General features: G+C 69.9%; 16 protein-coding genes, 1 tRNA gene and 1 pseudogene. 7 read left to right on the top strand and 11 right to left on the bottom strand.

Annotated features, from left to right (window positions below; genetic code table 11):
* Window positions 1-101 precede the first annotated feature (101 nt).
* Complete coding sequence (locus HC028_RS04595; protein WP_168073156.1) at window positions 102-1,964, top strand: glycerol-3-phosphate dehydrogenase/oxidase; 1,863 nt, start codon at window positions 102-104, stop codon at window positions 1,962-1,964.
* A pseudogene (locus HC028_RS28370) lies at window positions 1,930-2,142 on the top strand (DUF4031 domain-containing protein); the annotation flags it as partial. The gene HC028_RS04595 and the pseudogene HC028_RS28370, both read left to right, overlap by 35 nt.
* A gap of 189 nt (window positions 2,143-2,331) precedes the next feature.
* Here HC028_RS28370 and HC028_RS04585 read toward each other — a convergent pair.
* On the bottom strand, window positions 2,332-3,489 hold the full coding sequence (locus HC028_RS04585) for a glycosyltransferase family 4 protein (protein ID WP_373313899.1): 1,158 nt from the start codon (window positions 3,487-3,489) through the stop codon (window positions 2,332-2,334).
* 174 nt (window positions 3,490-3,663) lie between these two features.
* Between HC028_RS04585 and HC028_RS04580 the strand changes: the two genes are divergently transcribed.
* Window positions 3,664-5,679, top strand: a complete 2,016-nt coding sequence (locus tag HC028_RS04580; RefSeq protein ID WP_275408242.1) for an amylo-alpha-1,6-glucosidase — start codon at window positions 3,664-3,666, stop codon at window positions 5,677-5,679.
* A 51-nt stretch (window positions 5,680-5,730) separates the two neighbouring features.
* On the opposite strand, the gene HC028_RS04575 is transcribed toward HC028_RS04580, so the two are convergent.
* Together HC028_RS04575 and HC028_RS04570 are read right to left on the bottom strand one after the other, a co-directional pair.
* Window positions 5,731-6,348, bottom strand: coding sequence for an HD domain-containing protein (locus HC028_RS04575; protein ID WP_168073150.1), 618 nt, complete (start codon window positions 6,346-6,348; stop codon window positions 5,731-5,733).
* An 87-nt stretch (window positions 6,349-6,435) separates the two neighbouring features.
* Window positions 6,436-7,821 carry a hypothetical protein gene (locus HC028_RS04570; protein ID WP_168073148.1) on the bottom strand — a complete coding sequence of 462 codons (1,386 nt, stop codon included), beginning with the start codon at window positions 7,819-7,821 and terminating at the stop codon, window positions 6,436-6,438.
* Between the two features lie 158 nt (window positions 7,822-7,979).
* Between HC028_RS04570 and HC028_RS28365 the strand changes: the two genes are divergently transcribed.
* Window positions 7,980-9,497: a hemerythrin domain-containing protein gene (locus tag HC028_RS28365; RefSeq protein WP_168073146.1), complete on the top strand. Its 1,518-nt coding sequence runs from the start codon at window positions 7,980-7,982 to the stop codon at window positions 9,495-9,497.
* A 118-nt stretch (window positions 9,498-9,615) separates the two neighbouring features.
* Window positions 9,616-10,548: an aldo/keto reductase gene (locus HC028_RS04560; RefSeq protein ID WP_168073144.1), complete on the top strand. Its 933-nt coding sequence runs from the start codon at window positions 9,616-9,618 to the stop codon at window positions 10,546-10,548.
* A gap of 78 nt (window positions 10,549-10,626) precedes the next feature.
* On the opposite strand, the gene HC028_RS04555 is transcribed toward HC028_RS04560, so the two are convergent.
* From HC028_RS04555 to HC028_RS04545, 3 genes are all read right to left on the bottom strand, one after another.
* Window positions 10,627-10,700: transfer RNA gene (locus tag HC028_RS04555), tRNA-Pro, on the bottom strand.
* 49 nt (window positions 10,701-10,749) lie between these two features.
* Complete coding sequence (locus HC028_RS04550) at window positions 10,750-11,895, bottom strand: alpha/beta hydrolase family protein (protein WP_168073142.1); 1,146 nt, start codon at window positions 11,893-11,895, stop codon at window positions 10,750-10,752.
* The gene (locus HC028_RS04545) at window positions 11,892-12,788 is read right to left on the bottom strand and encodes a metallophosphoesterase (RefSeq protein WP_168073140.1); all 897 of its coding nucleotides are present in this window, start codon (window positions 12,786-12,788) and stop codon (window positions 11,892-11,894) included. The genes HC028_RS04550 and HC028_RS04545 overlap by 4 nt, the downstream gene beginning before the upstream one ends.
* 55 nt (window positions 12,789-12,843) lie before the next feature.
* Between HC028_RS04545 and HC028_RS04540 the strand changes: the two genes are divergently transcribed.
* Window positions 12,844-13,296: a GatB/YqeY domain-containing protein gene (locus HC028_RS04540; RefSeq protein ID WP_239075435.1), complete on the top strand. Its 453-nt coding sequence runs from the start codon at window positions 12,844-12,846 to the stop codon at window positions 13,294-13,296.
* An 89-nt stretch (window positions 13,297-13,385) separates the two neighbouring features.
* On the opposite strand, the gene HC028_RS04535 is transcribed toward HC028_RS04540, so the two are convergent.
* On the bottom strand, window positions 13,386-15,758 hold the full coding sequence (locus HC028_RS04535; protein WP_168073417.1) for a transglycosylase domain-containing protein: 2,373 nt from the start codon (window positions 15,756-15,758) through the stop codon (window positions 13,386-13,388).
* 456 nt (window positions 15,759-16,214) lie between these two features.
* On the opposite strand from HC028_RS04535, the gene HC028_RS04530 reads away from it, so the two are divergent.
* Complete coding sequence (locus HC028_RS04530; protein WP_168073136.1) at window positions 16,215-16,529, top strand: WhiB family transcriptional regulator; 315 nt, start codon at window positions 16,215-16,217, stop codon at window positions 16,527-16,529.
* An 83-nt stretch (window positions 16,530-16,612) separates the two neighbouring features.
* Here the strand turns inward: HC028_RS04530 and bagB are convergent, their stop codons facing one another.
* The 4 genes from bagB to HC028_RS26975 all read right to left on the bottom strand — a co-directional run bounded on the left by bagB (window position 16,613) and on the right by HC028_RS26975 (window position 19,649).
* Window positions 16,613-17,758, bottom strand: a complete 1,146-nt coding sequence (gene bagB / locus HC028_RS04525) for an ArsA family ATPase (RefSeq protein ID WP_168073134.1) — start codon at window positions 17,756-17,758, stop codon at window positions 16,613-16,615.
* A 94-nt stretch (window positions 17,759-17,852) separates the two neighbouring features.
* The gene (bagA, locus tag HC028_RS04520; RefSeq protein ID WP_168073414.1) at window positions 17,853-18,815 is read right to left on the bottom strand and encodes an ATPase BagA; all 963 of its coding nucleotides are present in this window, start codon (window positions 18,813-18,815) and stop codon (window positions 17,853-17,855) included.
* A gap of 10 nt (window positions 18,816-18,825) precedes the next feature.
* A complete protein-coding gene (locus HC028_RS04515; protein ID WP_168073132.1) occupies window positions 18,826-19,470 on the bottom strand; it encodes an Rv0361 family membrane protein in 645 nt (214 codons plus the stop codon).
* Window positions 19,467-19,649, bottom strand: a complete 183-nt coding sequence (locus tag HC028_RS26975) for a helix-turn-helix domain-containing protein (protein WP_203981304.1) — start codon at window positions 19,647-19,649, stop codon at window positions 19,467-19,469. The genes HC028_RS04515 and HC028_RS26975 overlap by 4 nt, the downstream gene beginning before the upstream one ends.
* Window positions 19,650-19,848 lie beyond the last annotated feature (199 nt).

Here is a 19,848-nt window from a genome sequence, read left to right as displayed (position 1 = left end):
TCAAAGACCCTTAGCGATTCGTCGGTCGTTACGAGTGCAGAACATGAGTTTTGACACTACTGCGGGGTAACCCAGGCAGTCTGAGAGTTACGGTGGAGTACGTGCGCAGAGATCCTCAGGCGTCCCGCTTCGGCGCCGGACAGCTCTCGTCCGAGCGGCGCGCCGCCGACCTGGCCAGACTCAAGGCGGAGCACTTCGATGTGCTCGTCATCGGTGGCGGGGTCACCGGTGCCGGCGCCGCCCTCGACGCCGCGTCCCGCGGGCTGTCGGTCGCGCTGATCGAAGCGCGCGACCTCGCCTCCGGTACGTCCAGCCGATCCTCCAAACTCATCCACGGCGGCCTCCGCTACCTGGAGCAGTTCGAGTTCGGACTCGTCCACGAGGCGCTGCGGGAGCGGGGTCTGCTCACCACTCGACTCGCGCCGCACCTCGTCCGGCCGGTCCCGTTCCTCGTGCCGCTGACCGCGCCCGCCGGCCCGGCCGGGCTGCCGCAGCGGATCTGGCACCGGGCGTACTACGGCGCGGGCGTCGCGCTCTACGACGCGTTCGCCAGCGTCTCGGGGCTCGCCAGCCGGCTCCTGCAGGGCCAGCCCGCCCGCGGCATGCCGATGCACCGCCACCTGTCGCGTACCGCGGCCCGCCGGCTCTTCCCGAGCCTGCGCGAGGACGCCGTCACCGGCGCGATCGAGTACTACGACGGCCAGGTCGACGACGCGCGCTTCGTGGTCACGCTGGCCCGTACCGCGGCCAGCCTGGGCGCGGCCGTCGCTACCAGCGCCCGCGCCGTCGGCATCCTGCGCAACGCCCGCGAGGTGACCGGCGTACGGGTCCGCGACCTGGAGAGCGGTGACGAGTTCGACGTACGGGCCCGCACGGTGGTCGCGGCCACCGGCGTGTGGAGCGACGACATCTCCGAACTGCTGTCGAGCGACGGCCAGCCGGCCGAGCACACCGGCCTGCGGGTACGCGCCAGCAAGGGCGTGCACCTCGTCGTGCCGCGCTCGGCGATCAGCGGCGAGTCCGGCCTGATCCTGCGGACGGCGTCGTCGGTGCTGTTCGTCATCCCGTGGGGCGGCCACTGGATCATTGGCACGACCGACACCGACTGGAAGCTCGACCGGGCCCATCCGGCCGCGTCCGCCAACGACATCTCGTACCTGTTGGAGCAGGTCAACAGGGTGCTCGACCGGCCGCTGACCCCGGACGACATCGAAGGCGTGTACGCCGGCCTGCGTCCCCTGCTCTCCGCCGAGGCCCGGCACCGCGTCGGCCCGCACACCCGCGACGAGCAGACCTCGTCGCTGTCGCGCGAGCACGCGGTGGTGGAGCCGATGCTCGGCCTGATGCTCGTGGCCGGCGGCAAGTACACGACGTACCGGGTGATGGCCGCCGACGTGGTCGACCACGCCGCGCGGCGGCTGGGGGGCCTGCGCCGGGACGGTGGCCGGGTCTCCGGCTCCCGTACCTTCGATCTACCGCTGCTGGGCGCCGACGGCTACCAGCAGATGTGGACCAATCGGGCCGATGTGGCGCGCCGGCACGGGGTGTCGGTCGGCGTGGTCGAGCACCTGCTGGAGCGGTACGGGACGCTGTCCAACCAGTTGCTGACCCTGATGTCGGAGGACCCGACGCTGGCCCGGTCGCTGGTCGGGGCGCCGGAGTACCTCGCCGCCGAGATCGCGTACGCGGCCCTCGCCGAGGGGGCGCTGCACCTGGAGGACGTGCTCACCCGGCGCACCCGCATCTCCATCGACACGGTGCACCGCGGCGTCGAGAGCGCCGAGGACGCCGCGCTGATCATGGGCCGGGTGCTGGGCTGGGACGAGGCGACCCGGCGCCGCGAGGTCGACCACTACCTGGCCCGGGTGGCCGCCGAGCGGGAGTCGCAGCGGATGCCCGACGACGCGACGGCCGACGCCGCGCGCCTGGGTGCCCCGGACCCCCGGGGATACGCTGCCACGTGACGCTTTGCGATCTTGGACGCTGAAGCCGGCGTCCAAGATCGCGAATTGGGGAAATGTGATCTACGTAGACCCACCGCGCTGGCCGGCTCGCGGCCGGCTGTGGTCGCACCTGGTCAGCGACGCTTCCTTCGCCGAACTCCACGCGTTCGCCGAGATGCTGGGGGCGCCGCGGCGGGCGTTCGAGCGCGACCACTACGACCTGCCGGCGGAGCGGGCACGGATGGCCGTGTGGCTGGGGCGACCGTCGTACCCAGCCGCGAGATCGTCGCGCGGCTCTACGCGGCTGGCCTGCGCCGGCGCAAGATGCCCCCGATCGCCTGACTGCTGGATGGTGCCGGTTGGAGCTCAGCCGAGCACGCCCCGGAGATCAGCCGAGCACGCCCCGGCGTTCGCCCACCGTCGACAGGATCCGAGTCGGCGCCAGCGCCGTCGGTCGGCGAACTCCCCGGCGTGGGCGGCGGGCGTACGTGATGGCCTGCCGGTACACGCGCTCGTAGCGGCGTGCCATCCGGGCCGCCCCGAACGCCGAGCGCGCGTGCGCCACGCACTCGTCGGGGTCCAGTTCACTCACCCGGTGCAGGGCCTCGGGCAGTTCGGCCTGCTCGTCGCAGATCCATCCGGTGGTCCCGTGCCGCACGATCTCCGGCACCGAGCCGCGCCGGAGGGCCACCACGGGCGTACCCGACGCCATCGCCTCGATCATCACCATGCCGAAGGGCTCGTGCCAGCGGATCGGCATGATAAGGCAGCGGGCCTCGGTGAGCATTCGATTGGTGGTGGCTCGGTCGCCGTTGACGATCAGTGTGACGTCATCGCCCAACAGCGGGCGGATCACCGCGTCGAGATAGCGCTGTTCGCTCAGCTCGTTGCACTTGCCCGCGAGAACCAGCGGCAGGTCGGCCTTCCGGCACGCCTCGATGGCCAGGTCGGGCCCCTTGTCGGGGGAGAAGCGGGCGAGCCACAGCACCGGCCCTTGACTGCGGTGTGCCGGGACGAACTGCGCCGGGTCGATGGCGTTGTGAATCGTGGCAGCCCAGCGGATCTCCGGACGTTGGCGCCGTTGGGAGTCCGAGATCGCGACCGGGTGGATGTGCTCACCGAGGGCGACGTAGTAGTCGCCCAGTTCGCCATCGGCCGGCCCGTGGACCGTCACCACCGTCGGTGCGCTCCGGTGCCCTGCGGTCAGCGGTCCGGACAGTGAGTGGTCATGGACGACGTCGAACTGGGAATCGGCCAGTAACTCGGTAACGCGGGCGGCGTGGAGCGCGTCGGGCATCGCCTCGCCAAGCCGCTCGTACTGAGGTTCTGGCAGAGTGCTCACGAATCGTGCCGCAGTGCCAGTACGGCGGCCCGCCCCGAACATCGTCACGTCGTGACCTCGGGCGCACAGGGCGTCGATGAGCGCGGCGCAGATCAGTTCGATACCTCCGTAGCCGCTCGGTGGCAGTTCATACCACGGCGGAACGACCATCGCGATTCTCAGTGGGGAAGTAGGGTCGCTATGGTCGGCCTCAGTCGGGATCACTATCCGGCCCCTTCCGGTTGTGTCATCACTCGTCGGGTACGGCACCCGAGGCGAGGTAGAGACCCTGAGCCGAGCGGCCGACTACCCCTTCCGCGCCGAATCGAACATCCGAGGCCATTCGCCGACGGATTAAATCGTCACCTTTTACCAAAGTGGACGAAAATTGGAGATTTGGTGAAGCTTCCGCAGGTCAGCATCCTTGAAGGAATCACATTCGTCGTCAGCGATATGCGGGGTGACATCGCGCCCGACCCCGACGAGCCAACCGGTTTGTTCTACCGGGATGTCCGTCACCTCTCCCGATGGCAGGTACGGCTGAACGGAAACCAGCTGGATGCGCTCTCCGGCGAGGAGGTCGAGTACGACGAGGCGGTGTTCTTCCTGGTCGAACCGACTGGAACGATTTACCGCAACCCCACCGTCTCGCTGCTGCGCCGCCGCCACGTAGGCGACGGCATGCGGGAGACACTGGAGCTGACCAGCCACAGCACCACGCCGCTGACGCTGGAACTGTCGATCCTGTTCGCGGCCGACTTTGCCGACATCTTCGAGATCAAGGACCGGCTGCAGAAGACCGGCCGGTCCTACCGGCGGGTCGGCCCCGGGGACGTCACGATGGTTTACGAGCGCGGCGCCTTCCGGCGCGAGACGGTCGTCCGGGCCGCCAACGCGTTCTTCACCGAGGAGTCGGCGACCTTCCGCATCACGCTCCAGCCCCGCCAGACCTGGCGTACCGAGGTCGAGGTCGGGGTGGCGACGGAGCGCGTACGGCCGGTGGTGAAGCGGATCCCCGAGCCGAACATGCCTTATGCGATGCAGGAGTGGATCGACGCCGCACCGCGCCTGGACACCGGCTGGGACGACCTGCGTCGCGTGTACCAGCGCAGCCTGGTCGACCTGGCCGCGCTGCGCTTCTACCCGGACTCGGTCCCCGATTCGTCGCTGCCCGCCGCCGGCTTGCCGTGGTTCATGGCGCTCTTCGGCCGGGACAGCCTGATCACCAGCTACCAGGCACTGCCGTTCGTGCCCGAGATGTGCCGTACGACCCTGCGGGCGCTCGCCGCGCAGCAGGCCACCGCGCTCGACGACTTCCGCGACGCCGAGCCCGGAAAGATCCTGCACGAACTGCGCCAGGGCGAGCTGGTCCACTTCGGGGAGCGCCCCCAGTCGCCGTACTACGGCACCGCGGACGCGACGCCGCTGTTCCTGATCGTGCTCGACGAGTACGAGCGGTGGACCGGCGACCGCGAGACCGTACAGGCGCTGGAAGGCGCGGCCCGGGCGGCGCTGACCTGGATGGAGCGGTACGGGGACCTCGACGGGGACGGGTTCATCGAGTACCTGAGCCGCAACCCCGAGACCGGCCTGCGCATCCAGTGCTGGAAGGACTCCTGGAACTCGATCGTCTACCCCGACGGCACGCCCGCGCCGCTGCCCCACGCCACGTGCGAGATCCAGGGGTACGCGTACGACGCCCGCCGGCGGATGGCCCGGCTGGCCCGGGAGTGCTGGGAGGACATGACGCTGGCCGAGCGGCTCGAGCGGGACGCCGACGCCCTGCGCAAGCGGTTCCACGAGACGTTCTGGCTGCCCGACGAGGGCTTCTATGCGCTGGCGCGCGACGGCCACGGCCGGCCGGTGCCCACGCTGGCCTCGAACATCGGCCACCTGCTCTGGAGTGGGATCGTGCCGGACGAGAACGTCGACCAGGTCGTGGAGCACCTGATGGGTGAGAACCTGTTCTCCGGGTGGGGCGTGCGGACGGTCGCGGCCGGGCAACGGGCGTACAACCCGATGGAGTACCACAACGGCACGGTCTGGCCGCACGACAACGCCTTGATCGCCATGGGGCTGACCCGGTACGGCCGCCATACCGAGGCCGCCCGGCTCGCCGAGGTCATGCTGGAGGCCGCACCGTACTTCCAGCACCGGCTGCCGGAGGCGTTGATCGGCACCGACCGCGCCGCCACCGGCGTACCGGTGGCGTACACCGCGGCGTGCTCGCCGCAGGCGTGGGCGTCCGGCACGCCGCTGCTCCTGCTGCGCAGCATGATGGGGCTGGAGCCACGGCGAGACGGCCTGGGCGTGGACGGCCACGTGCCGTTGCGCTGTGGCCACCTGGCGCTGTCCGGCATACCTGGCTGGTGGGGTCGAGTCGACGCATTCTCGCTCGGGACGGTCGCCACCTGACTTTCATGATCACGGGAGCTTTTCCGTCTCCAGACGGCAAAGTTCCCGTGATCATGGGGAAGCGCGGCGCAGGGCGCTCAGTTCGCGCTCGATGTTGGCCCGTGCCCGGTCCTCCCACTCCACCCGCGGCGGCACGATCCGGAACAGCGCCGGAAGTGCGAGAAGACTCTCCAGTACGGCGGCGCGGCCGGCCCGGAACGCCGCCTCGGGCACGTGCGCGTACTCCCGGCGCACCGCGGCCGCGTACCGGTCGTAGTCGTGTTGCCCGGCGGCGAGGATCGCCAGGTCCGCGTCGGCGAGAAGAGCGCCGGTCCGGTCGCCGTCGGCCACGGCGTGACCGGCGGTCAGGCGTACCAGGCGGGCGGTCTCCGTGACCCGCCCGGCCGGCACGCCGGCAGCGGGCAGCCCGGTCTCGGCAAGCTGTGCGCTGCGCTCCTCGTTGTCCGGCGCCCGCGGGTCGTACACGGCGTCGTGGAACCACGCGGCCAGCCGGACCGCGTCGGCGTCCGGGGCCAGGTCGGCGTACCGGTCGACCACAGTGAGGACCGCAGCCAGATGATCGGTCGTGTGGTAGTGGCGGTGCGGCTGCGACCAGCGGGTAATCAGGTCCTCGGCGAGCGCTTCAGCGCCCGGTACGAGCGCGCGCCACTGCGCGCGGAGATCCGGCATGCGGTCATCTTCCCCTGTTCGGCAGGAGGGGCACCCTCTTAGCGTGCAGACGCCTACAGGGGCACCCTCCTGACCAACAAGGGCACCTCACGTAACGAGCAGCCGACCGTAGCGCGCGAGCCGGTCCAGCCCCTCGATCGCCGCCGCCGTGGACAGCGGCTGGGGCGGCGGAGAGTCGTAGGGCTGCTCGCTGAGCAGGCGGGTGATGTGCCGCGGGTCGACCATGCCCAGCGGGTAGTTGCGCCGGCAGGTCGGGTCGAGGACCCCGCGCTCGCAGGCGAACCGGGTCAGCGCGGAGAGCCGGTCGCGCGGCACGACCTTCGGTGAGAGCCGTCCCGGCGGGTCCACCAGCAGGTCGATCGTGCGGTACGGCTCGCTGCCGGCCAGCCAGTACTCCAGCGCGTCGACGTCGCTGTGCAGCGGGCCGGGGAACCAGTACGGGACCAGCCCGGCCCGTACGACGTGCCACGGATCCAACAGTGCGCCGCAGCCGATGACGAGCCGGTTGCCGGTCTTGCCGGCGCCGCGCAGCCAGGACCGGTACACGTCGGCGACCGCCGCGCTGAGCGCGGCCGAGTCGGTGATCGCGACGATGCGCAGGCGTCTGGCGTTGTCGCCGCTCCAGCGGCGCAGGTCACCGAGGAGGCCGGGGTGGATCCCCTGCTCGGCGTCCACGTCGCCACCGTCCGGGGCGGGGACGGTCCAGCTCTCGTCGTCGGCCCAGTCGTCGCTGCTCTCGTCGCTCAGCCGGCGCAGTTGCCGGCAGTAGTCGGGCCAGGACAGCCCGGCCCCTACCGTGCCGACCTGGAACCGGTACCCGTCGTCGGGCTGGGTCGCGGGCCACCCCCGGCAATCGCGGATCAGGACGACGGTGCCGCCCGGAGCGAGCCGCTCGGCCAGGAACCGGCGCAGGTGCTCGGGTACGGCCGTCCACTTCACATAGAAGTCGAGAGTGGCGCTGACGGTCGCGCCTTGTCCGATCGGATCGCAGCGTTGGTATACGGCGATGTCTTGGTCCGCCTCGAGAAGGTGAGAGGCGATCACCCGGCCCTGGCGCAGCGCCGGCTGCGGTCGCCTCGCCTCGGTGGGGGAGCAGCGCACCGACAGCCGAAACCCGGCCGGCAGCCACGGCGCCCCGAGGGCCGCGGCCAGGTGCAGCGCGCCGACGTGCGGAGACCCGACGACGACCGCCGGGTACTGCGGCCGGCTGTAGGCACCGGTCATCCAGGCCGCGACCTCGTCGGCACGCACGTCCGCCACCCGCTGCCGCGGTATTCCGGCGTCCAGGCCACGCCGCCGCGTCCACCAGGTGCGCCGCTTCGTCGTCGGGTCCGCCCACTCCCGGCCGTCAACGGCATGCACCCCCGCCCGCAGCATCTCGGTCGACAGATCAACCTGATAGACCAGCTGCTCAGGCGGCCAGGCGGAACCCGCCAGCGCGCTCATGTCGGGCGGGCCTACCCGCGATGTCACAGTTCAACCCTGTACGCGAGGCCTGTACCTGCAACCCGGACGTTGATTAGGTCGCGCGCGGAGGTTTCGGCCAGTGACGAAGGGTAGAAGGGGGCCGATCCGACCTGGGCGGTGCGCTGTCGGCGTCCGCTCACCGCGACCAAGTGCCAGGAGAGGCCGTGTTCAATCCCCTCGAGTACAACGGCATCCCGTTGGAACGCCAGACGCGCGACTGGCGTGAACTCGACGTCGCGCCGATCGACACGGAGAGCGCCGATCCGTACGCCACCTGCCGGATCATCGCCGTGAACGGCGCCGAGAACGAGGCGATCCAGTTCGAGTACCAGATCGCCCGCAACCACGCCGACTCGGATATCCGCCGGGAGATGGACTACCTCGGATCCCTCTCGGAGCAGCAACACCGGGTCGTCGACCGGCTGCTTCCGGAGACTGGCAGCGTCGTGGACCGGGCGCTCGACTACGAGCTCGCCGCGGTGGAACTGGACTCGTGGCTGGCTCGCGGGGAGCCCGACCCGCATCGTCGCGAGGTCTACGAGTCCGATGCGCTGGAGGACTTCGACCATCTGTACCGGTACGCCGATGTACTGGAGCTGTTCCGGCGGCGCCGGGCCGAGCAGGTCGCCGATGAGCTGACCGACGTGCTTCCCGAGCGGCCCGAGCCCGGCGCGGTCCCGGTCGAAGGGGAGGGCCGCCGTGAGCCGACCACGGCCCCCATCTCGGACCTGAACGCGTTGACGCTGCTGTCGGTGGAGCAGTTGATGCGGGCGTTCTACCGCAGCGCCGCCCCCGACTACGTCGACCCAGCGACCCGGCCGACCTACCGGGAGATCAGCCAGGAGGAGCGCGATCAGCTCACCCGCCACCAGGCGCTGGTCGACCCCAACGCGAGCCCGTGGCGGCAACTCGTGCTGCACGAGTACAACGAGTGCTACCTGTACTACTCGTTCCTGCAGCAGGAGACCGACCCACGGCTACGGGCGGTGTGGGAGCTGTACCTGGACATGGAGTTGGCGCGCCTGCAGCTGGCCCGGGATCTGCTGCGCCGCTTCGAAGACCGCGACGCCGACGAGGTCGTCGGCAGCGGCCTGCCCGAGCCGCTCGGGTTCGAGGAGAACCGGGCGTTCCTGCGCCGGCTGCTCGCCGCCCGGCTCGCCCCGGACACCGTCGGCTCCGCCGCCATGCGGGAGGTACCCGAGGTCCGCGAGGTCAATGAGCGGCTGGAGAACGCTCCGGCGATCTCCGGTGAGCGCGATCTGATCGACGTACTCACGGAGCAGCACCGGCGCATCGAGGCGCTGTTCGGAGAGTTCGACGTGGCGACCGACGAGCGCCGGCAGTCGGTATGGGCCGAACTGGTCGACCTGCTCCGCGCACACGAGGGTGCGGAGGGGGAGCTGGTGCACCCGCTGGCCCGCGACCGGATCGTCGGCGGGTTCAACGTGGTGCGCGACCTGATCGACGAGGAACGCAAGATCAACGAGCTGCTGACCCCGTTGATCGACGCCGACGTCAGCGAGGAGGGCATTGCCGCCGCGATCGGGGACCTGCGGGACGCCGTGACCGCCCACGCCCGCAACGAGGAGCGTTTGGAGTTCCCACAATTGCGCGAGCACCTACCCGCTGAGCAGTTGCGGGCAATGGCGTCGGCGGCGGCGCGGCCGGCCGTACCCGCGTAGTGACGTTTCGCGTGGCGTGCAGTCGCGTGAGTGGGATCATAGGCCGTTCGGTCCCGGTAGGGGAGCATGATCGACCCGTTATCGCTGATCGACCGAGAGCACGAGAGGGTCCCACCGCATGCCGCGCATCAACAACACGGACCTGGAAGTCTTCCCCCTCGCCCTGGGCGGCAACGTATTCGGCTGGACGGCGGACGAGGAGCAGTCGTTCGCCGTGCTCGACGCGTACGCGCAGGCCGGCGGAAACTTCATCGACACCGCCGACAGCTACTCCGCGTGGGTGCCGGGCAACTCCGGCGGCGAGTCCGAGACCATCATCGGCCGCTGGATGGCGGCTCGGGGCAACCGCGACCAGATGGTGGTGGCCACGAAGGTCAGCCAGCATCCCGAGGCGAAGGGGCTGTCGCGGCCCACAATTCGACGGGCCATCGACGCGTCTCTGCGCCGGCTGCAGACCGACCATGTCGACCTGTACTACGCGCACTTCGACGACCCGGACACGCCGCTGGAGGAGACCGTCTCCGCCTTCGGCGAGCTGGTACGCGAGGGCAAGGTGCGCTACATCGCCGCGTCCAACTACACCGCAGAGCGGCTGGCGGAGTGGCTGAAGATCACTGACGCCGGGGGCCTGCCCCGGATCGTCGCGCTCCAGCCGCACTACAACCTGGTGGAGCGCGACAGATTCGAGGGAAGCATCGCCGGACTCGCCGCTCGTGAGGGCCTGTCGGTCGTGCCGTACTACGCCCTGGCCAGCGGCTTCCTCACCGGCAAGTACCGGGACGGCGCCGCTGGGGACAGTCCGCGTGCCAGCGGTGCCGCCGCCTACCTCGACGAGCGGGGTCGCCGGGTGCTCGCAGCCCTGGACGAGGTGGCCGCGGCGCACGACACGGCGGTGGCGACCGTCGCGCTGGCATGGCTCGCCGCCCAGCCGACCGTGGTCGCGCCCCTGGCCAGCGCCCGTACCGTGGAGCAGTTGCCCGACCTGCTCGGGGTGGCGCAGCTACGGCTGACCGACGCTGAGATCCAGCGGTTGACCCGGGCGTCGGAATGATCGCTCAGGGTCGACGCTGAGCGACCTGGCAGTACGAGAAGGGCCCCTCCGGAGAGGGGCCCTTCTCGTACTGCTCTGTCGGGGTGGCCGGATTTGAACCGACGACCTCTTCGTCCCGAACGAAGCGCGCTACCAAGCTGCGCTACACCCCGGCGTGCCGAGCAATAGTAGCTTACTGAGCGCCACGAGCAACTCGGGGTATCACCGGTCGAGAACGTTCCGCAGAAAACCGGCCAGTTCAGCCTCGTACCGGGCCGGCTCCACGTTCCATGATCGGGTGTGTCCGCCGCCCCCGGTCTCCACCAGTCGCACCAGGTTAGGGCGTAACCGGGCGAAATGCCGGGTCGGCTCCGGGTCGACGACCAGGTCGTCGCCGTCGAGGAAGATCAGCGTCGGTACGCGCAGCGAGCCGGCGTGGCGTACCTGGTTGAGCTCGGCCAGCGGGGCGCCGATGCGCTGCTCCACCAGCCGCATCGCGGCCCAGATCAGCGGCGGCGGGAGGTTGCGCCGCCGGCCGTTGAGGCGCAGCGTCGACGTCCAGTCCAGCGCCGGGCAGTCCATGACGACGGCCCGTACCGAGTCGGCTTCCGGGGCGTGCCGGAGCGCCATCATCGTCGCCGCCCCGCCCATGGACCAGCCGTACAGGATGACGTCCGAGGCGCCGTGTGAGCGCGCGTACCGGATGGCGGCCGCCACGTCGTGCCACTCGGTCCCGCCCAGGTGGTAGCGGCGGTCCGGGCTGGGTGGCGCGCCCTCGTCGTTGCGGTACGTGATGACCAGCGTCGGCGCCCCGAGCTCGGCCAGCGTCGGCAGCGCGCGCAGCGCCTCGGCCCTGGTCCCGCCCCGCCCGTGCACGGCGATCGCCCAGGTCGACGACGTGCCGGGGATCAGCCACGCGGGCAGTGGGCCCAGCTCGCCGGGCACCGTCACCTCGTCGAAGTTCAGGCCTCGCGCGGTCAGCGGATCCCCGTCGAAGACCGCGCTGCTGGTGGCTGCCCGAACCCCGGCCTGCAGCGTGCCCCGGGTGATCTCGTCCACATGGCGGACGACGGTGCCCCGGTCCACGCGTACGACCGAACCGAGCCGGCCGTGCCCGGTCGGCCAGAGCAGCGCGTAGGGCACGTCGAGTTCGGTGTCCTCGGTGCGGGTCAACGTCACCAGTTCGCCGTCGAAACCCCGGACTTCGAGGGGGTACTCCCGCGGCCGGGCGTCGACGACCTGGTTGGCGAAGTACCAACCGGCGCTGGCGGTACTGGTCGGGACCAGCAGGGCGAGGCCCGCCAGCCCGTAGGCGGTGCGCCGGGGCCAGCGGCGGATGACAGGTGAAGTGAGTGGATCAGTGCTCATCGTGGAATCAACGTGAGCACCGAAGCCTCAGGCGGGCAGGCGAAGCGGACCGGCGCCGTCGGATGGGTACCCAACCCGGCCGACACGTGCAGCAGCGCGTCCGAGCCGGGCCAGCGGCGCAGCCCCTTGGCCATTCGCCGATCCAGTCCGCAGTTGGTGACCAGCGCGCCCACAAAGGGCACGCACACCTGGCCCCCGTGGGTGTGCCCGGCAAGGATCAGGTCGAACCCGTCGGCGGCCATCGCGTTGAGGACCGGCGGTTCCGGTGAGTGCGTCAGGGCGATGCGTACGTCCGCCGTCGGGTCGGCCGGGCCGGCCACCGCCGGATAGTCGTCGCGTCCGACGTGCGGATCGTCGACGCCGACCAGTTCGATGGCGCGGCCGCCGGCCTTGATCGTGGTACGCGCGTTGTTCAGGTCGACCCAGCCGGCCCCGGTGAGCGCATCCCGCAACTCCTCGGCCGGCAGCGCCGCACCCTGCACGTACTCCCGGTCGCGCTGCAAGTACGAGAAGGGGTTCTTCAGCACCGGCCCCCGGTAGTCGTTGGAGCCGAACACGAACGCGCCGGGCCGGTCGAACAGTGGCCCGAAGGATCGGAGCACGGCCGGCACCGCATCGACATGGGCCATATTGTCGCCGGTCACCACGACCAGGTCGGGGTCGGTGGCGGCCAGTTCGGCGACCCAACGCTGCTTTCTGTGCTGCCCGGGAGTCAGGTGCAGGTCGGACAGGTGCAGGATCCGCAGCGGTTCCGCGTCCGGGGCGAGTACCGGCACGTCGAAGCGGCGCAGCGTGAACAGGTTGCGCTCGACGAGCGAGGCGTACGCGAGCGTGGCGGCGCCGAGCACGGTGGTGCCCACTGCCACGCGGCGGAAAGTAGATCGCTTGGCCATGCCTGCCAGATTATCGGGCGGCAGTTGCAACCCGGCTTCGGTAGCTTTCTTAGTTATGACGCTCAAGGGACGGTTGGAAGATGATCTACGCGCCGCGATGAAGGCGCGTGACGAGCTGGTGACATCGACGCTGCGGATGGCGATCGCCGCTGTTCGAGCCGCCGAGGTGGCCGGCGCCTCCGCCCGGGAGCTCGCCGACGACGAGGTGCTGGCCGTACTGACCAAGGAGGCCAAGAAGCGTCGGGAGGCGGCCACCGCGTTCGCCGACGCCGGCCGCACCGAGCAGGCCGACAAGGAGCGCGCCGAGGAGGAGATTCTCGACCGGTACTTGCCGTCCCAGTTGTCGGATCAGGAGTTGGCGGACATCGTCGCGACGGCGCTCGCCGCCGGGGACTTCGCGGGGCCCAAGGGGATGGGGCCGGCCATGAAGGCGGCCCAGGCCGCGGTAGCCGGACGGGCCGAGGGCGGCAGGGTCGCTGCCGAGGTGCGCCGGCAGTTGGCCGTCTGAGCCGTCGTCGTATCAGCCGCTCACGGCAGACCTCAAAAACCGGGGGTGGGTCACCTTGACCCACCCCCATCACGTTTCGGCGCGTCGGCCTAGCCCCGTTGGCATAGGGCAGGGAAGAGCTGGCAGCGTGCGGACTGGCCGCGTGACGGAGCGGCGGTCGGAGCCACGGTACCGGGGCTGCTTCCGCCGCCGGGCTGGCTCTCGCCACCGCCCTGGCCCGAGTTGGTCGCGGAGTTGCCGGCACCTGAATTGGACGAGTTGCCAGTGCCCTTGCCGAACGCGATCTGCCTGCTCGGCGGGGTGAAGTTGATCGCCGGCTTGGGGGCCATCGCGTCGCGCAGCCCGTACTGCACCGCCTTGTTCACGAACTTGTGCGGATCGCCGAGGACGGCATCGAGCCGGTTGGTCAGCGGCCAGTCGGGGTCGCCCAGGATGCCGGCCATCGCGATCTGCTTGGTCACCGCGACGAGCGACGCCGTCTTGTCACCGTCGGTGGTACCGGTTTTACCGGCCACCGGGCGCCCCACGATCCCCCGTACCTCGCTGGCTGTGCCCTGGTCGCAGCGGCCGAACGCGGACTGGTCGCCGAGCGGGCAGCGCGCCGCGTCCACCGCCGCGCGGGCCACGTCCGGATCGACAACCTGGCGGCACTGCGGCTTCGCCAGGTCCAGCTTGTTGTCGTCCATGTCGCGGATCTCCGCCACCGGGGTCGGCGCGCAGTACTTCCCGTCGGCAGCCAGGGTGGCGTACGCGTTGGCCAGGTCCAGCGGGGTAGTGGCGCTCACCCCGAGCGTGAACGGCCCCCAGGAGCGGGTCAGGTCGGGGTTGTTGGCGAACTCGTAGTCGGTGGGGTAGCGGGGGTCGTTGCTGCGCGCCCGGAACTGGATGCCCAGGCGCTTGGCCACGTCGACCGCGTTCTCCGCGCCCGCGCGCTCCTGCAGTGGCACGAAGTAGGTGTTGACCGAGCGCCCGAAGCCGGTCCACATGTTGCGTGGGCCGTTCATCCAGCTCGGAGTCGCGTTGACCGGGCAGTAGAAGGACGTGCCCTTGCACGCTGCCTCGCCGTTAGAGTCCACAATGTACTTTGACTTGTACGGCGAGGTGCTGTTGATGGTGTAGTCGAGCGTCATGCCCTTTTCCAGGGCCGCGACCATCGTGAACATCTTGAACGTCGAGCCGGCCTGGTAGCCGACGATGTCGCCGCCGCCGGTCAGCAGGGGAGCGGTCGTATTGGGGTAGTTGCCTTTCTGGCCCTGCTTGTTCGGGTTGGTGTTGGCCCCGTTGCCGCTCTGGTCGTTGCTGAAGGTGCGGTTGGTCGCGAGACCGAGCACCTTGCCGGTGCCGGGCTCGACCGCGGCCACCATCAACGCGTACGGGCTGCCCGTGGCGAGTGAACTCTCGACGTTCTTGCGCATCGCCGTCTGTGTGCCGAGGTCGAACGAACTGATGATCTTGTATCCGCCGCTGCGGAGCTTGTTCTCCCGCTGATACGGGTCCACGCCGAAGTCGCGCTGCTCCAGCCACCACCGATAGAGGTAGTCGCAGAAGAAACCGGCGCCGAGGTCCGCGCGCGGCATCGAGGCGCAGCCCTCCGGCGAGCGCTGTCCGACGATCTTGAGCTCGGCGGACTTCGCCTCGTCGGCCTGCTGCTGGGTGATGTACTTCAAGGTGACCATCTGGCGCAGCACGTACTCGCGGCGGTTCAGCGCCGCGGCGCGCTTCTCGGGATCGGTCGGGTCGGCCGGGTCGTACGCGGTCGGCGCCTTGACCAGGCCGGCGAGCAGCGCAGCCTCGCCCAACGTGAGGTTTTTGGGCTCCTTGCCGAAGTAGACCTGGCTCGCGGCGTAGATGCCGTAGGCGCCGTGGCCGAAGCTGGAGATGTTGAGGTACCGCTCCAGGATCTGCTGCTTGTTGTACTTCTTCTCGATGGCGAGCGCGAACCTCATCTCGCGCAGCTTGCGCGCCGGCGTCTGCTCGGTCGCGGCGACGATCTCCTCGTTCGTGCGAGCCGAGTACGCCAGGGCTTGCCGCACGTACTGCATCGTCAGAGTGGATGCGCCCTGCGACACCTGACCGGAGGAGTTGCGGTTGGCGACGGCGGCCCGGGCGACGCCCTTCATGTCCACGCCGTGGTGCTCGTAGAAGCGGGAGTCCTCAGCGGCGACGATCGCTTGATACATCACCGGGGCGATGTCGGCGAGGTGGACGTCGCGCCGGTTCTCGTCGTAGAACATGGCGAGCAGCGTCTTGGCGTCCGAGGCGTAGACGTACGAGATCTGCGGTGGAGGCAGTTCGACCAACTGCGTCGGCAGGTTATCGAAGGCATCCGCGCTGGCCTTTGCGGCTAGACCGGAGACGGCGACGACCGGAAAGGCCGCGGCAGCGACCACGATGCCTGCGAGGAGGCCGCAGACGAGCAATGATGCTGTATTGGTGAGAACACCATGGTCCCGCTTGCGCATCCATGTCACGGGCACAGGGTACGGGAGAATGCAATAGACCGCGTCCTTTCAGAACGTGGCCTCGTTGTGATAGACGGATGACTCTAACCGTGACGGCGAGTGTGCTGTCAGTGTCCGTCGGTCGGTCAGAATGTGTGACGGTTTGGGTGACCCGTTTCGGTGGTGGATGGGGGTCTAGAGGGGATAAGTCCCGTTTAGCATGTTTGGCACCGCCCAATAGCGGGCTTAGTCTATGGCACACAACGTTGCGTAATTGTGTGACTACAGAGCATCATGATCGGTGGATGCGAATCCCTTCGGGCCTGGAGGGAGCAGTCATCGATGGCGGTGGGCGGTTCGCGGTTGATGTCGGAGTTGGCGGGTTGCGGTGTGGGGCCACGATACGCGCCGATGAGGGCCGCGCAACCGTTTGGGTGTTAGAGGCCCGGGGGGGCCTTTCAAGGGGGGACGTACGAGATGGCGATGGTCGTCGACTGGCCGAGCATGGCGGCTTGCCGAAATGGCGACCCGGACGCGCTGTTCGTCCAGGGTGCCGAGCAGAACGTCGCGAAGCGGATCTGCCGGGGCTGCCCGGTGCGCAACGAGTGCCTGGCTGACGCGCTCGACAACCGCATCGAGTTCGGTGTCTGGGGCGGCATGACCGAGCGGGAGCGGCGGGCCCTGCTGCGCCGCAATCCGCAGGTGACGAACTGGCGTAAGACGTTCGAGGCCGCCATGGTCAAGGAGACCAGGCTATTGGACGGCGAGAAGGAGTTGGTGGCGGCGGGCTGACGCCGAAACCACGGGCGGGCGCGGTCACGGGGATGACCGCGCCCGACCTCGTCTGCTCGTCGCGGTGAGGGGGCGGGTTTCCCTCAGACGTCAGCGGGTCGCGGGGCGGTCAACGACCCGCCGATCGCCCGCAGCCCGTCGAGGTCGTGAACGTCGGCCGCCTGCACCGGCACCTCCACCACGGGGACGTCCGGATACGCCGAGACGAACCGGTCGGCGACGGCGGCCTGTCGCGCGCGCTGCTCAACCAGGGTGGCGTGTACCCGCATCGCATCCGCCGTCACGCCGTGCCCGTCGACCTCGTCGAGCCGTACCGCAGCGGCCCGGGCGCTCCCGGCGTTGATTGCGGGGGCGGCTACGGTCGTCACCCGGTTGAGCACCAGACCGGCCAGTGGCATCTGCTCGCTGTCGAGTCGGTCGGCGAAGTAGGCGGCCTCCCGGATCGCGTCCGGCTCGGGCGCGGCGACGACGAGGAACGCCGTCTCCTTGTTCTGCAGGATCCGGTACGTGCGCTCGGCCCGCTCCCGGAAGCCGCCGAACATCGAGTCGAGCGCGGTCACGAACGTCGACACGTCGGTCAGCAGTTGCGAACCGAGAACCTTCGTCACCGCCCGGCTGAACACGCCGAAGGATGCCGACGCCAGCTTGAACATGCCCCGGCCGCCGGCCCGGGCCGGGGCGAGCAGCATCCGGATCATCCGGCCGTCGAGGAAGCGGGACAGCCGGGCGGGCGCGTCGAGGAAGTCGAGCGCCGACCGAGACGGCGGGGTGTCGACCACGATGAGATCCCACTCGCCGCGGGCGCGCAACTGGCCCAGTTTCTCCATCGCCATGTACTCCTGCGTGCCGGAGAACGTGGAGCTCATGGCCTGGTAGAAGGGGTTAGCGAGAATCTCCTCGGCCTTTTCCGCGTCGGTGTGCGCGAACACGACCTCGTCGAAGGTCCGCTTCATGTCCAGCATCATGGCGTGGAGTTCGCCGCTGTCGGCGTCGACGCCCTTGACCTGCCTGGGCGTGTTGTCCAGCGCGGTCAGCCCCATCGACTGGGCCAGCCGGCGGGCCGGGTCGATGGTGAGCACGACCGTACGCCGTCCGTGCTGCTCGGCGGCGCGCAGCGCGAGCGCCGCCGCGGTCGTGGTCTTACCTACGCCGCCGGCGCCGCAGCATACGACGATGCGAATCCCGGGGTCGGCCAAGAGTGCGTCGACGTCCAGCTGAGGGCTTCCCAATCGATCATCGTGGTCGGACAGCACGCTGCGAGCCTATCCGGCGGTACGGGCGAACTGACCAGGTCCGTCGGGCAGAGCGCCCCTTGTCACACCGTCAGCCCTCGTTCAGCAGCACGCGGGCGAGCGCGTCAAGGCCCTCCCGGGTGACCCCGTCGGCCAGGGCGGGCAGCTCCACCACCGGGCGGCCCAGCGCTGCCAGTTCGTCACGCAGGGCGGCTTCGACGCCGAGGCGCGTCTGGTACGCCTTGGCCTCGGTCACGAGGCCGGCGACCGTGTCCCGGTCCGCTGGGAGGCCGGCCTCGATCAGCCCGCGGCGGATCTCGGCCTGGCTGACCCGTACGCCGTCGAGCATCGGCTCCCGGGTGGCGTTGACGATCACCGACCCGATCGGGATGTCCAGTCCGCGCAGTTCCTCGATCGCGTCGGCGGTCTCCTGTACCGGCATCTCCTCGAGCAGCGTGACGACGTGCACGGCGGTCATCGGCGACCGGAGGATGGCCGAGACCCCCTCGCTCTGCGACTTGATCGGCCCGACCTTCGCCAGCCGGGCGGTCTCCGCCGTCACGTTCAGGAAGCGCCCGATCCGGCCGGTGGGCGGTGCGTCGACGACTACTGCGTCGTACACTCGGCGCCCGTCCACCGCACGGGTGACGGCCTCCTTGACCTTCCCGGTGAGCAGGACGTCGCGCATGCCCGGCGCGATCGTGGCGGCGAAGTCGATGGCGCCCATCTTCTGCAGCGCTCGGCCGGCCACCCCCAACCGGTAGAACATGTCGAGGTACTCCAGCAGCGCCTTCTCGGCGTCGATGGCGAGCGCCCGCACCTCGCCGCCGCCCGGGGCGGCGGCGACCACCCGCTCCTCGTACGGCAGGGGCGGTAGTTCGAACAGCTGGGCGATGCCCTGCCGGCCTTCGACCTCGACGAGCAGGACCCGACGGCCACCGGTCGCCAGCGCGATCGCGAGGGCCGCGGCGACGGTCGTCTTCCCGGTGCCGCCCTTGCCGGTCACCACGTGCAGGCGTGCCGGCCAGCCGGCGTGCTCTTGTGCAGCCACGATCCGAGCGTAGCTATCCCGCGTCACCGACTTCGCATACCCACCAGCCGGACTCGTCGACCGCCACGAACTTCAGCCGCTTCTCGGCCACCCGCTCATCAGCGGTTGTGATCTTGACGGGGACGGTCAGGGTGGCCGTCTTGTCCTTGCGCGACTGCACGCTCGGCGTCGGCCAGCTGTACCGGGGCGACTTGTACTTCTGCTCGAAGGAGCGCAGCTCGTCGATCTTCTTGCTCAGGGCCGCCTTGTTGCGGGATTCGGCGCAGACGAACGTGTTCGCCTTCTCCACGTCGTGCTCGCGGAACACGGCGGCGAGGAAGCCTTCGACCGCCGCCGCGGGGGTGGTCGTGCCGGTGCCGTTCACGCGCTTGATCAAGAAGTACGCCGTCGTGCCGCCGCCACCGCACAGCAGGAGTACCACGGCGAGGACGATGGAGGTGATCACCAGGGTCCGGCGGCGGCGCCGCGCGGCCGTGGACGTGTCCGGTGCCTCGGGCGCTGCCGGTGGCTCGGGTGCTGCCGGTGGCTCGGGTGCTGCCGGCGCCTCGGGCGCGGCCGGCACCGCGGGCGGCGGTGACTGCGGCGCCGGCTGGTGTTGCGGTTCCTCGGGCGAGGGCGGTTCCTCGGGCGAGGGCGGGTATCCAGGCGGCTGGCTCATGTCCTCCCGTTACCTTTCATGACGCACTTCCAAGTGCAAGGTTCGTGCAATTTCAGCCGCCCCAGCCGGGCCAGCGACCAGTTGTGGGCCACCCGGGCTGCCCCTGCGTGTGCCCACGCCGCCCGCTCCTGCGCCGGAGTCAGGTCCAGTGCGAATCGGTACGCCTGCACCGCCACCATCGACCCTCCCCATCCCATGAGCCCGCGCCGCTGGTCGGACCCGCGTTCACCGACGTCCGATCCCGTGAATTAAAACACATGTTCGATGCTTGGGTGGGGCGCGCACGGTCCCAGCGCCGGTCCGGATGTGGCCGCGATCAAGCGTAGGTCGCTCCGCCATCGAGCGGTGACCGCCGTTGGGTGCATGTTGTCGGGATCT

The organism is Planosporangium flavigriseum (assembly GCF_011947225.1).
Taxonomy (GTDB): Bacteria; Actinomycetota; Actinomycetes; order Mycobacteriales; family Micromonosporaceae; genus Planosporangium; species Planosporangium flavigriseum.
The sequence above is the reverse complement of the archived record's forward strand: the minus strand, read 5'-3'. Positions and strand labels throughout refer to the sequence as shown.

Excerpts from the sequence above, each read along its gene's own strand:
- HC028_RS04575 (WP_168073150.1), bottom strand. The coding sequence starts at position 6,348 with ATGCCGGATCTCCGCGCGCAGTGGCGCGCGCTCGTACCGGGCGCTGAA.
- HC028_RS04560 (WP_168073144.1), top strand. The coding sequence starts at position 9,616 with ATGCCGCGCATCAACAACACGGACCTGGAAGTCTTCCCCCTCGCCCTG.
- HC028_RS04550 (WP_168073142.1), bottom strand. The coding sequence starts at position 11,895 with ATGAGCACTGATCCACTCACTTCACCTGTCATCCGCCGCTGGCCCCGG.
- HC028_RS04545 (WP_168073140.1), bottom strand. The coding sequence starts at position 12,788 with ATGGCCAAGCGATCTACTTTCCGCCGCGTGGCAGTGGGCACCACCGTG.
- HC028_RS04540 (WP_239075435.1), top strand. The coding sequence starts at position 12,844 with ATGACGCTCAAGGGACGGTTGGAAGATGATCTACGCGCCGCGATGAAG.
- HC028_RS04535 (WP_168073417.1), bottom strand. The coding sequence starts at position 15,758 with ATGCGCAAGCGGGACCATGGTGTTCTCACCAATACAGCATCATTGCTC.
- HC028_RS04530 (WP_168073136.1), top strand. The coding sequence starts at position 16,215 with ATGGCGATGGTCGTCGACTGGCCGAGCATGGCGGCTTGCCGAAATGGC.
- HC028_RS04515 (WP_168073132.1), bottom strand. The coding sequence starts at position 19,470 with ATGAGCCAGCCGCCTGGATACCCGCCCTCGCCCGAGGAACCGCCCTCG.
- HC028_RS26975 (WP_203981304.1), bottom strand. The coding sequence starts at position 19,649 with ATGGTGGCGGTGCAGGCGTACCGATTCGCACTGGACCTGACTCCGGCG.